This is a genomic window from Oceanicaulis sp. LC35, assembly GCF_052055585.1.
Lineage (GTDB): Bacteria > Pseudomonadota > Alphaproteobacteria > Caulobacterales > Maricaulaceae > Oceanicaulis.
In genome coordinates, this window is record NZ_CP170485.1 from 954,367 (window position 1) to 969,616 (window position 15,250).

Below are 15,250 nucleotides of genomic sequence, written 5' to 3' on the forward strand. Positions count from 1 at the left end.
GCTGAGTTATGGATCTCGCTGCCATTCGCGCCTATACGGCCGCCGCCCAGCAAGCCGCTGGCGTTCAGCCGTCTTCCCAGACAAACCCGGTTTCCGAAGCCCAGGGCGGCGATTTCGGCGACATGGTCATGAATGCGGTCGAGTCTGTGCAGCAGACCCTGCAGCAGTCCGAGACGATGACGGCCCAGGCCGCGACCGGTCAGGCCGACCTTGTGGACGTTGTGACGGCGGTCGCCGCCGCCGAGGTGCAGCTTGAGAGCGTCGTCGCCGTGCGCGATCAGGTGATCCGCGCCTATCAGGAAATCCTGCGCATGCCGATCTAGAAGAGGCTTCTGGCGCTCCTTTCTGTGCGCGCCTGTCGTCCTGATCCGCTTCAAAAAAGAAAACCCCCGGAGCGTGGCTCCGGGGGTCTCTTTTTGCACCGAGCGCCGCTTTAGAAGCTGGCGTTCACGCCGGCGTAGAAGAAGCGTCCACGCGGCCCGGCGGGACGCGAGTACTGGCCCAGATAGGGCTCTTCATCAAAGGCGTTGTTGATGCCGCCATAGATCTCGAGCTCTTCACGCAGATAGTAGGAGATCGAGAAGTCATGCACCCAGGAACCGTCGGTATGGGTGATGTTGGCGAAGTCCGGATCGCTCTCAAGGTCATCGAGCTCGATACCGCCCAGCAGCTGCTCGGACTCGTACCGGCCTTTCCAGCCCAGAGACAGATCGCCCAGGCTCCAGTTGGCGTTGAGATTGAAGATCCATTCCGGGCGGCTCATCGTGGTGAGCACGTCCGTCACCTCGTCGGGCGCCGAGACGTCACGGGTCTCTTCATTGGACAGGAAGTTGGTGCCCAGCGAAGACAGGCGCAGCTCGCCTGCATCCTCAAGACCGAACATTGAGGGCAGGTCGAAAGCGTATTCCACACGCCAGTCGATACCGCTGGTTTCCACGGCCGCCAGGTTCACATAGCCCGAACGGAAGCCGGTGATGTAACCGATGGTCGGGTCACGATCGATGGCGGCGCAGAACTGGTTGCTGGTCGTGGGAGCATCCACGCAGTTCTGGGCGATATCGAAGGCGCCGAGCTGGTCGATCAGGCCATCGATTTCGATCTTGTAGTAATCGACCGTGACCGTCAGACCATCAAACAGGCCGCCAAAGTCTTCGACCGGACGCCACACGCCGCCAACGGTGAAGCTGTCGGCTTCTTCCGGAGACAGGTCGGCGTTGCCGCCGCTCTGGCCGGGGATGCGGGCAGAGACGTAATCGGTCGAGTTGTAGGTATCGATCGGGATGCCGATCAACGCCTCACAATTGGCCCGACGGAATTGCGTGCCCGCGTCGATGAATTGCGGGTTACACGGGTCCTGGCTGGCGCCGAGGCTGACTGTGAAGGTCGGCGAATAGGCTTCCGTGATGTTCGGAATCCGCACCGCCCGCGACACGGTGGAGCGCAGGGTGAGGGAATCCACGACGGTCCAGCGAGCGCCCACCGACCAGGTGTCGGTTTCGCCGAAGGCGTCGTAATCGGAATAGCGATAGGCGCCGTTCAGTTCAAAGTCCTCGATAAACGGGACGTCAGAGATGACCGGGATCAGGATTTCACCGAAGAATTCAGACACTTCGATCTGGCCGGACGAGGCGTTGACCGGCCCGCCATTGGAGTTGATCGTGCCGAAGGTCAGGCCAGCCGCGCTATAGGCGTCCGGCGTGTAAGCGCTTTCTTCCTTGCGGTATTCATAGCCCAGAGCAAAGCCGATCGGGCCTGCCGGCAGAGAGAAGAACTGCTCGGACGTGCCTGACAGGGTCGCCAGGAAGTTGCGCTGTTCGATCTCGTTCTGCGCGGTGCCCGGCTGGAAGATGAAGTCCGCCGCTTCCTGACTGATCGAGTTCACGCCCATGATGTTGATCGGCACGCACTGGCCATCGCCGGGGGTGAAGGTCGTGATCTGGAAGCCGCCATTTTGCGCCGGATAGGGCGAGGACGGCGGCACGTTCGCGTTCGGATCAATGTCGGACCGACACACGATCTCGCCGGTGATCGGATCCTCGACGGCGTCAATCGCCGCAAAATAGCGATCCTCAAGACGCAGACGGGACGTGATGTCCGCATCGGTGCGGCCATAATTGTAGGACAGCTCCCAGTCAAAGCCGAGCTCGGGGATGAAGCCGCGCAGGCCGGCCACGCCACGCATGGTCTTGCGTTCGGCGATCGGGTTGCTCCGGGTGGTGATGTCCAGAACGTCACGGGACACAGCGATCAGGGGTTCAATCCCTTCGGCCCGCAGGGTTGCGAGCTGGGCGCGCAAGGCGGGGTCGATGAAGGGGTTGTCTTCGGAGATCGGAATGTCGTCGTTGAAACCGTTGACCTGATTGCTCTCGATGGTCTCGGTGAAGATGTATTTGGCGTCCGCAAAGAACTCGACATTCTCGGTCAGCTCATAGCTGAACGCGGTCTGGAACAGGAAGCGGTCGGTCTGCGGCAGCAGGATCTCGTCATCCGGCGTTGCGTACACGCCGTCGCCGCCGCTGGCGTTGAAGCCGTCGATGAAGATGTCGCCCGGATTGTAAGGACGCAGAACGCCGTTTTCGTCGACAATCTGACAGGTCGGGATGGCGGAGGCGCCAATGGTGTTACACCCCGGAACCCCGCCGCTGAGCACCGCTTCTTCAAAGGCGCTGGCATAGCCCGCAGTCAGGGCGTCGCCGAGCGCGATGATGCCGTAATGGCTCGAGATCGGCAGGCGATAGTTCGGCAGCCAGACGTTCGAGTAACGCGCGTCAATGCCGGTCGCCGGGCCATTGGGCATGAGGGAGTAACGGCCCGTGCCACCAAAATCGCGGTCCCCGGCCACGATGGATTCCGTGGACTGGTATTCGGCGGCGAACACGATATCGGCGCGGCCATCGGCGCTTTCAAAGCCGTTGGCAAGCGAGACGAAGTATTCTTCCGCATCCCCTTCGCCCGAAATGCCGGCCTGGGTGCGCACTTCCATGCCGTCAAACGAGGCGCCGTCCCGCATGAGGAAGTTCACGACCCCGGTCACAGCGTCGGCGCCGTAAACAGCGGAGGCGCCGCCGGTCAGCACTTCGACACGCTCGAGAAGCGCGGTGGAGATGGTGTTCACGTCAACCGACGAGGTGCCTTCAATGCCCGGAACATGGCGGCGACCGTTCTCGATCACCAGCGTCCGTTCAGTCCCCAGATTGCGCAGGTTCAGCAGCGAGGCGCCCAGCGGCGTGCCGTTGAAGGCGGAGAAGGTGCCCGGCAGCGAGGCTTGCAGTTGCGGCGATTCGCGCAGCAGCGCGGTGATGTCGATCTGGCCGGAGGTGCGAATGTCATCGCCGCCAACGCCGATCACCGGGCTGACCGCTTCGAGCGTGCCATCGCTTTGCAGGCGGGAGCCTGTAATCACGATGGTGTCGCGCGCTTGCGGTTCTTCGGCGGCGTCTTCCTCGGCGGATTGTGCGTAAACCGGCGCAGAGATCAGTGCGCTCAGTGAGGCCCCGGCCAGAGCGAACGAACGAAGGCTCCGGTTCTTGATAAATGTGCTCATGTGTCTTTCCCCGATTTGGGCCTGGTTTTTAAACTTCAGGCCAAGGTGAAAGACTGCCTCGGTGGTGCACCGCAGCAATGTAACAGGGAATTAATGAATCGGGTTTGCGTTTTGTGCACTCGTATGGAGCGCTCTTGCTCGAATACCGAACATGAAAAGCCCCGCAAGACTGCAGTCCTTGCGGGGCTCCTGTGTGAAAACGGGTTGGATAGAGGGGGCTAACCCGCCTTCACCGTTGCGATCCAGGCGTTCACGCGCTCTTCCAGCATGGGAAGCGGCAGCGGCCCGGCGGTCAGAACCGCATCGTGGAAGCCGCCCCAGGTGAAGTCGTCGCCGAGCTCCTCCTGAGCGTGGAACAGAAGATCCTGGATGAACATCATGCCGGTCTTGTAGGACACCGCCTGACCCGGCCAGACGATGTAGCGCTCGACTTCAGGGGTGATGTCACCCTCGGTCATCGGAGTCGCTTCGAGCATGTAATCGATCGCTTGCTGGCGGGTCCACTGGTAATGGTGAATGCCGGTGTCGACGACCAGACGCGCCGCGCGGAAGACCTCATAGGACAGGCGGCCGAAGTCCGAGTACGGATCTTCGTAGAAGCCCATCTCCTTGCCCAGCCATTCGGTATAGAGCGCCCAGCCTTCGCCATAAGCGGAATTCCAGGCAAAACGCTGGAACATCGGCACATTTTCCAGTTCCTGGGTCAGGGCGATCTGGAAGTGGTGGCCCGGTGCGCCCTCGTGCAGCGACAGGCTTTCCAGAAGATAGGTCGGGTTGTCCGGCATGTGGGACAGGTTCACGTAGTAATAGCCCGGACGGGAGCCATCGAGCGCCGGCTGGTTATAGAACGCGCCGGTGGCGGTGGCTTCACGCCAGGGCTCGACCGCACGCACTTCCAGCGGCGCCTGGGGCAGGGAGTCAAAGTATTGCGGCGCGACGTCCATCACCCGGTCGATGACGGCGGTGGCGCGGTCGAGATACTCCTGACGGCCTTCAGGCGTGTTGGGCAGCTGGAACTGCTCGGCGGTGCGCATATAGGCGAAGAAGTCCTGGACCGAGCCTTCAAAGCCGACCTGGGCCATGATCTCGCGCATTTCGCCATGGATGCGCTCAACCTCGGCCAGACCGCGTTCGTGGATCTGCTCGGCGGTCATGTCCGGAATTGTGGTGAACTGGGCCAGGGAGGCGGCGTAGGCGGCCTCGCCATCGGGCAGTTTCCACACGCCGTCCCGGTCGTCAGAGATCGCTTCCATGCGGTCAAGCGCCGCCATGTAACGCTCCATCGCCGGAACGTAGACGTTCAGCAGCGCATCTTCGGCGCGCATGATCAGGTCGGTCTTGGCGTCATCATCAATGTCCAGCGCGTCGACCTTCGCCTTGAAGTCGGCGAACAGGGCGCTGTCCTCGGCGCCGTCCTCGAACGGCGCGCCGGTCAGCTGGGACTGGGCCGATGCGGTCAGGCGCGGATAGGCGAACAGCGGCAGGGTGACGCCGTTGGCGGCGCGCTCTTCCGCTTGCGCGGTCAGGGTGTCGATCACTTCACCGATGCCATTCAGACGCGACACATAGGCCTCGGCATGGGCTTCTGACTGCACCTGATGATTGTTGATCAGGAAGGTGGTCAGGTCCGAGACGGAATCCCCCATGGGCGAGAAGACATAGCGGCTGTCGCGCACGGCGAACTGGCGCGCGTCGTTCTCGGCGATCTGGATCGCGAAATCGTAGGAGACCCGGCCAGCCTCGGTCAGATCGTCACGATCAAATTCGCGCTGCATTTCCTCGACACGGCGCTGAGCGCGCTCGTAATTCTCGATCTGCGCAGCTTCAGAGCGGTCATCCCATTGGCCATAAGCCTCGGTGTCCGCAATCATGCCCAGATAGGTCTGGATTTCGGGCGAGCGAGCCACCTCGTCCATGAAGGCGTCCTGGAAGCCTTCATACAGGCGGTCGGTTTCGCTCTGCGCCGCCTCGGACTGGCTGGCGGTGCTGGTCATGCTGGCGGCGTTCACGGCCACATGCGCGCCATCATGGGCATGAGCGCCTGCGGCCAGAAGCGCGGCGGTTGCGGCGCTGCAAAGAAGCATCTTGATCATTCTGGTCTCCCCGTTGGCGGCCCCCGGACCGCTGATCGAGCGCGCATGCTGCACCTTTGCGGGCTGTGCGCCAATCTGAGCGAACATGACAAATACTTTAGCCGACGCCTTTTGCGACGCTCAGAGCGTTCCGACTTTGCGCTTTGAGCCAGAATCCGTGCATGCTGGTCAGATATCCGCTCGCGCATCAGAAGGAAGCGCATCATGACCGCTGGCGAAGTCCTTGATATCGGCGCAGAAGCCATCTGGGTCATGCTGGGCATGGCCGCCCCGGTCATGCTGATCGGGCTGGCGGTTGGCGTCTTGATCGCCCTGTTTCAGGCTCTGACGCAAGTGCAGGAAATGACGCTGGTCTTCGTGCCGAAGATCATCGTGATCTTTCTGGCGCTGCTGATCTTCCTGCCGATGATGGGCGCGCTTCTGAACGGCTTCATGCAAACCATCGCTGACCGAATCGTCGCAGGCTGACGGCCATGCTGGCCGGTTTCGACATTTCCCTGAGCCTGTTCGCCGCCGCCATGGTGTTCGCGCGGATGGGCGGCATTCTGATGCTGATGCCGGGTATTGGTGAAACTTCCATTCCGGTCCGCTTGCGTCTGGCGTTCGCCCTGGCGTTCTGCTTCGTGATCGGCCCGATTGTCGCGCCGTCCCTTCCGGCGCCGCCGGACACGCTGGCGGGACTGGGCGTGACGATTGGCCTTGAAACCCTCATCGGGGTGATGATCGGTGCCGCCTCGCGCATCCTTCTGACCGCGGGCGCCATCGCCGGTCAGATCATCGGCTACCAGACCGGCCTCGCCATGGCGCAGTCCTTTGACCCCGCGCAGGGGCAGGCCGGGGTGCTGCCCGCCCAGTTCCTGAACCTCATCTTTATCGTGATTGTTCTGGTCACGCCCCTGCACCAGGAGATGCTGCTGGCGGCGGCGGGCTCCTATGAGCTGATGCCGGCGGGCCAGCCGCCCCTGTGGGGGGATGCGGCCTTCTGGGCGCTGGAGCTGTTCATCGACGCCTTCACCATTGGCGTCCAGATCGCCAGCCCGCTGATCGTGTTCGGCCTAGTGTTCTATTTGGGGCTCGGGGTGCTGTCGCGCCTGATGCCCCAGGCGCAGATTTTCTTCATCGCCATGCCGCTCAACATCCTGATCGGCTTTTCCATCATGGCCATGTCGCTGGGCGCCATGGTGATGCTGTGGACGGACCGCTATGAGCGGTTCGCCTCGACGCTGAACTGAGGCGGGCGCGATGGCGGAAGGCGAAGACAAGTCAGAAAAGACAGAAGAGCCGACAGACCGCAAACTCCGGCAGGCGCGGGAAGAAGGCGATGTTCCAAAATCCCAGGAAGTATCGGGCTGGTTCACCCTGACAGCCGGGCTGGCCATGCTGGCCTTTCTGGCTCCGGGCATGGTGCGAAACCTTGCGGAGATGCTGTTGGTGTTCCTGGCCGAGCCGCATGAGCTGGCGGTGGATCCCTCCGGCGCCGTGACGCTCGCGGCGGCGACCGCCATGCGCCTTGTGCTGGTGGTGGGGCTCGCCTTCGCCACGCTGCTGGTGGCGGCGATCTTCGGCAATCTTGTCCAGACAGGGGTGATGTTCACGCCCAAGAAAATCGCGCCCAAGCTCGACAAGCTCGACCCGATCAAGGGTTTGACCCGCATGTTCGGGCCCGAGGGCTGGATGAACTTCTTCAAGGGCGTCGGCAAGATGACGATTGTCGGCCTCGCCATCGCCGCCGTGCTCTGGCCCCGGCGCAATGAACTGGCGGTGCTGCCGGGCGTGGCGCCGATCGGCATTCTGCAGGAGGTCTACTCCGCAGCCATCCAGCTGATGATCGCCGCGCTGATCGCCTACACGGCCATTGCGGTTCTCGATTTCCTGTTCCAGCGCAAGCAGTACATCGACCGTCACAAGATGAGCCGCAAGGAAATCCGTGACGAGATGAAGGACACCGAAGGCGATCCCATGATCCGCGCCAAGCTGCGTCAGATCCGGCAGGAGCGGGCGCAGCGCCGGATGATGGCGCGGGTGCCGGACGCCGCCGTGGTGATCACCAACCCGACCCACTATGCCGTGGCGCTGGAGTATGAGCAGGGGCGGACCCCTGCGCCCATCTGTGTGGCCAAGGGCACGGACGAGGTCGCCTTGCGCATCCGGGCGCTGGCCGAGGAACACAATATTCCGATCGTCGAGGATCCGCCTCTGGCGCGCGGCCTGTTCGCCAGCGTGGAGCTGGAAGAAGTCATCCCGCCCGAACATTTCAATGCGGTGGCCAAGGTTATCGGCTATGTTCTGATGCTGGCGGGCAAGGGGCCGAAATCCTGACCGCAGCGCTTTTTGGCGCGCGCCGGAAATTCAGGACCCTCACGCTGAAGTATGGTTAACTTTAACCTGTGATGCTGCGCGTTCGAATCGTGGACTCGCCTGCGCCAACCCCGGCCTGAACCCTTCGGAGCCTGTCATGTCAGACCTCCCGCTTTCCGCTCAACATGCGTCCCCCGCAGATGAGGCGACGCCCGCAGCTGCGCCTCGCAAGTCCGAGGACGCCGCGCAGGCGGAAAGCCCGCTGACCCGGCCTCTGACCCGGCTCATCTTCTGGACCGCCAGCCTGGGCGCCCTGATCGCTGCGGCGGTGGCGATCTTTGCGGGCGCGGGAGCGGGCTGGAATGGTGTGATCCTTCTGTCCGGCATCGCTTCGGTCGCGCTGCTGCTGATGTATGCGCTGGCGGCGGGCGAGACGGCGGGGCGGTCCCTGATCGATTCAGCCGATCGCAAACGCGCGACGGGCGGGCAGGCCGCCCATGCCATGGCGGTCTGGCCGGATCCTGTGCTGATCACCGACCCCCAGGGCCGCGTGGCCTGGGCCAATGCAGCCTATGTCAAACTGGCCGAGGCGCTGGCGGGCGCCGCGTCTGACGGCACGCCGGCTGTGCCCGAGCGCCTGTTCAGCGGATCGGGCGCCGGCGCGGTCTATCGCCTCAATCGCGCCGCCTCTGCGGGTGAACGCGCCCGTGAAGTGGTCGGGCGCATCCCGCTCGGGGGCGGGGAGAGCGTGGTCTATGCCGCAGATGTTTCCGTGCTCGACGATGGCGGCGTGCTCTGGCGGTTCTCGGAACTGCGCGACGATGGCCCGCTAGAGGCTGAAGAGACGCCGGACTGGGCCGATCATGCCCCGGCCGGCCTGTTCAGCGCCGACGCTGAAGGCCGCATTCTTGCGGCGAACGCGACTTTGCGTCATTGGCTGGGCGTTAGTGACGAGGCGGCCCTGAAGCTGCAGGACATCACCTCGGGCGACACCGCCGCTGCCTTTGCTCAATCGCGCGGGGCGGAGGGCGTGATGCGTCTGGATGCCCGTCTGAAGAACGCTGAGGGCGAAGAAACCCCGGTGGTGATCTGCGTCAGCTGGAATGATGACCGCCCCGCCAAGGCGCGCGCTGTGGTCTATGAGCAGTCCCTGACCGGCGCGCCCGCGGGGGTGGCGGCGCCGGCCGGCGTGCAGGAGACCTCTCCGGTGGGCACCGCATTGGCGGGCGGCTCCTTTGATGAAATGTTCGCGACGGCGCCCTTCGGCGTGGCGCGTCTGGATGATGCGGATCCTGCGGTTGCCGTGATCGAGGACGCCAACCCGGCGCTTCTGAAGCTGTCAGGCGGGGCCGCTGTACCCGGCGCGACGTTTGAATCCCTGTTCGAGATCGGCGGCGATGGCCGGATCGACAATGTGCTGGGCTCGGCGCTCGCCGGTCGCGGTGAACCCAGTGAAGTGCGCCTGAAGGCGGGCGAGGACGGCGAGCGCGCGGTGCAGGTCTTCCTGTCGCCCTCCCGCGACGGCAAGCGCGTTGCCTATGTGGTTGATATTTCCTCCTGGAAAGCGCTGGAGCAGCAGGTCGCCCAGGCGGGCAAGATGCAGGCCGTCGGTCAGCTCGCCAGCGGTGTGGCGCACGACTTTAACAACATGCTCACTGCGATCCGCCTCAATGTCGGCGAGCTGCTGAACCGTCACCCGGTGGGTGATCCGTCCTATCAGGACCTGCAGCAGATCAACTCCACCGTCACCCGTCAGGCGGGGCTGGTGCGCAAGCTGTTGGCGTTCTCGCGCAAGCAGACCTTCCGCAATACCGTCTTTGATATTTCCGACGTCCTGTCTGATTGCTCGATCATGCTGGGCCAGATTCTGGAAGAGACGGTGCGTCTGGACATCAAGCATGGCCGTGATTTGCCGCTGGTCCGGGCCGACCGCAACCAGATCGACAATATCCTCGTCAATCTCGCGACCAATGCGCGGGACGCCATGAAGTCCCAGGGCGGCGGCGTTCTGACCATCACCACCGAGGCGGTGAGCGCCGAGGATGTGGCCCGTGCAGGGGCGCCGAACCCGAAAGACGGCGACTGGGCGGCGATCCATGTGTCCGATACGGGCACCGGCATGGACGAGGCGACCCTGAAGAAGATTTTCGAGCCCTTCTTCACCACCAAGGAGGCCGGGCAGGGCACCGGGCTTGGCCTCGCCACCGTTTATGGCGTGGTCAAGCAATCAGGCGGTTTCCTGTTTGTGGATTCCGAAGTCGGCAAGGGCACGACCTTCCATATCTATCTGCCCGGCCATGTGCCGAGCGAGGAAGAGCAGACCGAGCTGGCGCGCGAGGAAGCGGCCAAGACCGCCGAGCCTGTTCCGTCTGATCTGGCGGGCAAGGGGCGCATCCTGTTCGTCGAGGACGAGGACGCGGTGCGCGCCATCGCCGCCAAGACGCTGGTGCGTCGCGGCTATGATGTCGTGGAAGCCTGTGACGGCGAGGAAGCGCTGGAAATTCTGGAAGAAGAGCCCGAGAGCTTCGACCTTCTGATTTCCGATGTGGTGATGCCGGGGCTTGATGGGCCGGGGCTTCTGAAGGCCGGGCGTCATCTGCTGGGCAATGCGCGAATCGTCTTCATCTCCGGCTATGCCAAGGAAGAATTCTCCGACACGCTGTCAGACGATCTCGAGATTTCCTTCCTGCCCAAGCCGTTCGATATCCAGCAACTCGCCGAGCGTGTGAAGGAAGAGCTGGCGGCGCGACAACGCGCCTAAAGCCCTGATCGCGCTGGGGCGCCTGCCGCTGTTCTCATGCGGAATATGTTCCTGTTGCGTTCCTGGAACAAAATAAGTACGGTTGGCTTCATTGCCCGACTCGGTCGGGCGTGAAATAAGGAGGGCCGACCTGATGGCACAGTCAAATCTGCGCGTGGTGAAAGACGGCGACATGGATAAACAAAAAGCGCTTGAAGCGGCCCTGACTCAAATCGATCGCGCCTTTGGCAAAGGCTCGGTGATGAAGCTGGGCGCCAAGCCGGACCAGGACATTCAGGCGATTTCCACCGGCTCTCTGGGCCTGGATATCGCGCTGGGCGTGGGCGGCCTGCCCAAGGGCCGGATCGTGGAAATCTACGGCCCGGAAAGCTCGGGCAAGACGACGCTCGCCCTGCACACCGTGGCGGAATGTCAGAAGGCGGGCGGCACCGCAGCCTTTGTGGACGCCGAGCACGCGCTTGACCCGGTCTATGCCCGCAAGCTCGGGGTGGATGTGGGCGAGCTGCTGGTCTCCCAGCCGGATGCCGGCGAGCAGGCGCTCGAAATTGCCGATACGCTGGTGCGTTCGGGAGCAATTGACGTGCTGGTGATCGACTCCGTGGCGGCTTTGACCCCGCGCGCCGAGCTCGAGGGCGATATGGGCGATTCCCTGCCCGGTCTTCAGGCCCGCCTGATGAGCCAGGCGCTGCGCAAGCTGACCGCCTCGATCTCCAAGTCCAAATGCCTGGTGATCTTCATCAACCAGATCCGCATGAAGATCGGCGTGATGTTCGGCTCGCCCGAAACCACGACCGGCGGTAATGCGCTGAAATTCTACTCCTCTGTGCGTCTGGACATCCGCCGCATCGGCGCGATCAAGAACCGCGATGAGGTGATCGGCAACCAGACCCGCGTCAAAGTGGTCAAGAACAAGGTGGCCCCGCCCTTCCGCGAGGTCGAGTTCGACATCCTGTACGGCGAAGGCATTTCCAAGACCGGCGAGCTGCTGGATCTGGGGGTGAAGGGCAATATCATCGAGAAGTCGGGTTCCTGGTATTCCCACGACTCCGAACGCATCGGTCAGGGCCGCGAGAACGCGCGTCAGTTCCTGCTCGACAATCCCGAGATTGCAGACCGGATCGAGGCGCAGGTGCGCAAGAATGCGGGCCTCATCGCGGATGAGCTGCTGGTGGGTCCGGGTGAGGATGATGATCTGGACGACGAAGCCACCGGCTAGGGCTGCGTTTAAACTGCCGCATCACCCCTGATTTCGGTGATGAATCTACAACGGGCGCTTGGCTTGACCGGGCGCCCGTTCGTATATGGGGGAGAACCGATATCCAAAGGCCGCCGCTTGAGCAGGCGGCCTTCCTCTCAAACGCCGCGCGCCAGCGCCCGGAGTGCCCCATGACCGCCTTGCGCGATATCCGAAGCCAGTTCCTCGATTTCTTCGCCAAAGAAGGCCATGAGATCGTCCAGTCCGCGCCTCTGGTGCCGCAGGATGATCCCACCTTGCTGTTCGTGAATGCGGGCATGGTGCCGTTCAAGAACGTGTTCACCGGGGCTGAGCGTCGCGATTATGTGCGCGCCACCAGCTCGCAGAAATGCGTGCGCGCCGGCGGCAAGCACAACGACCTGGATAATGTGGGCTATACGGCCCGCCACCACACCTTCTTTGAAATGCTGGGGAATTTCTCTTTCGGCGACTATTTCAAGGACAACGCCATCGAGTTCGCCTGGAAGATGGTGACCCAGGAGTTTGGCCTGCCCAAGGACAAGCTGCTGGTGACGGTCTATTCCGAGGATGAGGAAGCCGCGGGCCTGTGGCGCAAGATTGCGGGCCTGTCTGATGACCGTATCATCCGTATCTCCACCTCGGACAATTTCTGGTCCATGGGCGATACCGGCCCGTGCGGTCCGTGCTCTGAAATCTTCTTTGATCACGGTGAGAACATCTGGGGCGGCCCTCCGGGCTCACCCGAAGAAGATGGCGACCGCTTCATCGAGATCTGGAACCTCGTCTTCATGCAGTTCGAGCAGCAGGCGGGCGGTGAGCGCATCAACCTGCCCAAGCCCTCGATCGACACGGGCATGGGCCTTGAGCGCATCGCGGCCGTGCTGCAGGGCGTTCACAACAACTATGATGTCGACCTGTTCAAGACGCTGATCAACGCCTCTGAAGACGCGCTGAAGGTGAAGGCCGAGGGCGATGCGCTGGCGAGCCACCGGGTGATCGCCGACCATTTGCGCTCCACCTCCTTCCTGATTGCGGACGGCGTGACGCCGTCCAATGAAGGCCGGGGCTATGTGCTGCGCCGGATCATGCGCCGCGCCATGCGCCACGCGCACCTTCTGGGCGCTAATGAGCCGGTCCTCTTCGGTCTGGCGAAAACCCTGTCTGACGAGATGGGCGAAGCCTTCCCCGAACTGCCGCGCGCCCTGCCGGTGATCGAGGAGACCCTGCGCGGCGAGGAAGAGCGGTTCCAGCGCACGCTGGGCCGCGGTCTGACCCTGCTTGATGAAGCCACCGCCAACCTCAAGGAAGGCGATGCGCTGCCGGGCGAGACCGCGTTCAAGCTTTATGACACCTATGGCTTCCCGCTGGACCTGACTGAGGATGCGCTTCGCACCCGTGGGCTGAGCGTGGATCATGCCGGGTTTGACGCGGCCATGGAGCGCCAGCGCGCCGATGCCCGCGCCAGCTGGACCGGGTCCGGCCAGGCGGCGCCGGATGCGCTCTGGTTCGAAGTCCGCGACCGTCTCGGCGCAACCGATTTCACGGGCTATCAAAATCATGACGGCCAATCGGAGCTGACCGCCATCATCGCCGATGGCGCCGAGCAGTCCGCGCTGTCGTCCGGGCAGGGCGCGGAGCTGATCTTCAAATCCACCCCCTTCTATGCCGAAGGCGGCGGTCAGATCGGTGATGCGGGCGCCATCACTTTCGACAATGGCGCGACCTTCACGGTCACCGACGTGCAGAAACGCGCAGGCTCGATCTACGCCCATATCGGCGTTCTGGAAGGCGGTTCGATCAAGGTTGGCGATACGGCCGCTCTGAACGTGGATGCCGAGCGCCGCACGAAAGTGCGCGCCAACCACTCCGCCACGCACCTGTTGCACGCCGCCCTGCGCGATGTGCTCGGCCCGCACGTCACCCAGAAAGGCTCCTATGTGGGGCCGGACCGTTTGCGGTTTGACTTCTCCCACGCCAAGGCGCTGACCGAGGCGGAGACCCGGGCCATCGAGGCGCAGGTCAATGCGGTGATCCGTCAGAATGCCGAGGCGAAAACCGCCGAAATGACGCCCGAGAAGGCGATCGAGGCGGGCGCGCTGGCGCTCTTTGGCGAGAAGTATGGCGAGACCGTGCGCGTGCTGGCCATGGGCTCTTCGCTCAAGTCTGATGACAAGGCCTATTCGGTCGAGCTGTGCGGCGGCATCCATGTGAACCGCACCGGCGATATCGCCCTGTTCAAGATCGTGGGTGAAAGCTCCGCCGCCGCCGGCGTGCGTCGCCTGGAAGCGGTGACGGGCGAAGCGGCGCGGCAATGGCTCGAGACCGAAGCGAACAAGGCGAAAGACGCGGCAGCGGCCCTGAAAGTGCCGACCGTTGAGCTGGTGGAACGCATCGAGGCGCTGCAGGCCGAGCGCAAGACGCTGGAGCGTCAGCTCGCAGAAGCCAAGAAACAGCTCGCCATGGGCGGGGGCGGCGGCGCTGCGCCGGCCGGTCCTGAAGAGATCAATGGCGTCAAGCTGATCGCCCGCGTTGTCGAAGGCGTTGGCGGCAAGGATCTGCGCGGTCTCGTGGATGAGGCCCGCAAGCAGATGGGCTCGGGCATCGCCGCCTTTGTGGGCGTCAATGAAGGCAAGGCGGCGCTGGCTGTGGGCCTGACCGATGACCTTGTGGGCTCGATGAGCGCGGTCGATTTTGTGCGTGCAGGCTCTGCCGCCGTGGGGGGCAAGGGCGGCGGTGGTCGTCCGGACTTCGCTCAGGCGGGCGGCCCGGATGGCGACAAGGCCGAAGACGCGCTGGCGGCCATTCGTCAGGTTCTGGCGGGCTGATGGTCAAGCGAGCCAAGCCGGGCGCTGATATCCAGCTGACAGGCGACAAGGCGGTGGCGAAACAGATCGCCGCCGCCCGCACCGCCTTCAATCAGGCGCTGTCGGACCGCGATTATGCCGCCATCGAAGCCGCCCTGTGCGAAGACTGCACCCTGGTGCCCGGAGATGACGCCGAGCTGATGGCCGGGCGCGACGCCCAGCTGGACGCCTGGCGCTCGATCATCACTCAGGCGCCGGATGTCAGCTATGTGCGCTCGCCCATGCGCATTGATGTGGGCGAGGACGGGCTTCTGGCCGCCGAGACCGGGCGCTGGAAAGGCCAATGGTCCGCCCAGGGCTTCGAAGTGCGCTATGCGGGCCGGTATTTCGCCAAATGGCGCCTTGATGGCGATGACTGGCGCATCGCGTCCGAAGTCTTCGTCACGCTCAAGCGCGAAGGCGGCCCAGCGGGCGGCTAGGGCGCTTTCGCCGCACCGTTTTTGTCCCCGTCATTCATAAAGCGTCTGGACTTTC

Annotated in this window: 10 protein-coding genes; 8 read left to right on the forward strand and 2 right to left on the reverse strand. The window is 63.5% G+C overall.

Annotated features, from left to right (window positions below):
* Window positions 1–8: 8 nt before the first annotated feature.
* Window positions 9–323, forward strand: coding sequence for a flagellar hook-basal body complex protein FliE (fliE, locus tag ACFELO_RS04475; protein ID WP_440959374.1), 315 nt, complete (start codon window positions 9–11; stop codon window positions 321–323).
* Between the two features lie 110 nt (window positions 324–433).
* Here fliE and ACFELO_RS04480 read toward each other — a convergent pair whose 3' ends face one another.
* Both ACFELO_RS04480 and ACFELO_RS04485 read right to left on the reverse strand, forming a co-directional pair.
* Window positions 434–3,544 (reverse strand): TonB-dependent receptor domain-containing protein, encoded by a 3,111-nt coding sequence (locus tag ACFELO_RS04480; protein WP_440959375.1) that lies wholly within the window; start codon window positions 3,542–3,544, stop codon window positions 434–436.
* Between the two features lie 218 nt (window positions 3,545–3,762).
* A complete protein-coding gene (locus ACFELO_RS04485; RefSeq protein ID WP_440959376.1) occupies window positions 3,763–5,637 on the reverse strand; it encodes a DUF885 domain-containing protein in 1,875 nt (624 codons plus the stop codon).
* 204 nt (window positions 5,638–5,841) lie between these two features.
* Between ACFELO_RS04485 and fliQ the strand changes: the two genes are divergently transcribed.
* From fliQ to ACFELO_RS04520, 7 genes are all read left to right on the forward strand, one after another.
* The gene (gene fliQ / locus ACFELO_RS04490; protein WP_009801362.1) at window positions 5,842–6,105 is read left to right on the forward strand and encodes a flagellar biosynthesis protein FliQ; all 264 of its coding nucleotides are present in this window, start codon (window positions 5,842–5,844) and stop codon (window positions 6,103–6,105) included.
* Window positions 6,106–6,110: 5 nt separating this feature from the next.
* The gene (gene fliR / locus ACFELO_RS04495) at window positions 6,111–6,869 is read left to right on the forward strand and encodes a flagellar biosynthetic protein FliR (protein ID WP_440959377.1); all 759 of its coding nucleotides are present in this window, start codon (window positions 6,111–6,113) and stop codon (window positions 6,867–6,869) included.
* Between the two features lie 10 nt (window positions 6,870–6,879).
* Entirely contained in the window at window positions 6,880–7,956 is a 1,077-nt protein-coding gene (gene flhB, locus ACFELO_RS04500; RefSeq protein WP_440959378.1) for a flagellar biosynthesis protein FlhB, read from the forward strand.
* Between the two features lie 136 nt (window positions 7,957–8,092).
* A complete protein-coding gene (locus ACFELO_RS04505; protein WP_440959379.1) occupies window positions 8,093–10,696 on the forward strand; it encodes an ATP-binding protein in 2,604 nt (867 codons plus the stop codon).
* A gap of 133 nt (window positions 10,697–10,829) precedes the next feature.
* Window positions 10,830–11,912 (forward strand): recombinase RecA, encoded by a 1,083-nt coding sequence (recA, locus tag ACFELO_RS04510; RefSeq protein ID WP_440959380.1) that lies wholly within the window; start codon window positions 10,830–10,832, stop codon window positions 11,910–11,912.
* A 170-nt stretch (window positions 11,913–12,082) separates the two neighbouring features.
* The gene (gene alaS / locus ACFELO_RS04515; RefSeq protein ID WP_440959381.1) at window positions 12,083–14,737 is read left to right on the forward strand and encodes an alanine--tRNA ligase; all 2,655 of its coding nucleotides are present in this window, start codon (window positions 12,083–12,085) and stop codon (window positions 14,735–14,737) included.
* Window positions 14,737–15,195 carry a nuclear transport factor 2 family protein gene (locus ACFELO_RS04520; RefSeq protein ID WP_440959382.1) on the forward strand — a complete coding sequence of 153 codons (459 nt, stop codon included), beginning with the start codon at window positions 14,737–14,739 and terminating at the stop codon, window positions 15,193–15,195. Before alaS ends, ACFELO_RS04520 begins: the two co-directional genes overlap by 1 nt.
* Window positions 15,196–15,250 lie beyond the last annotated feature (55 nt).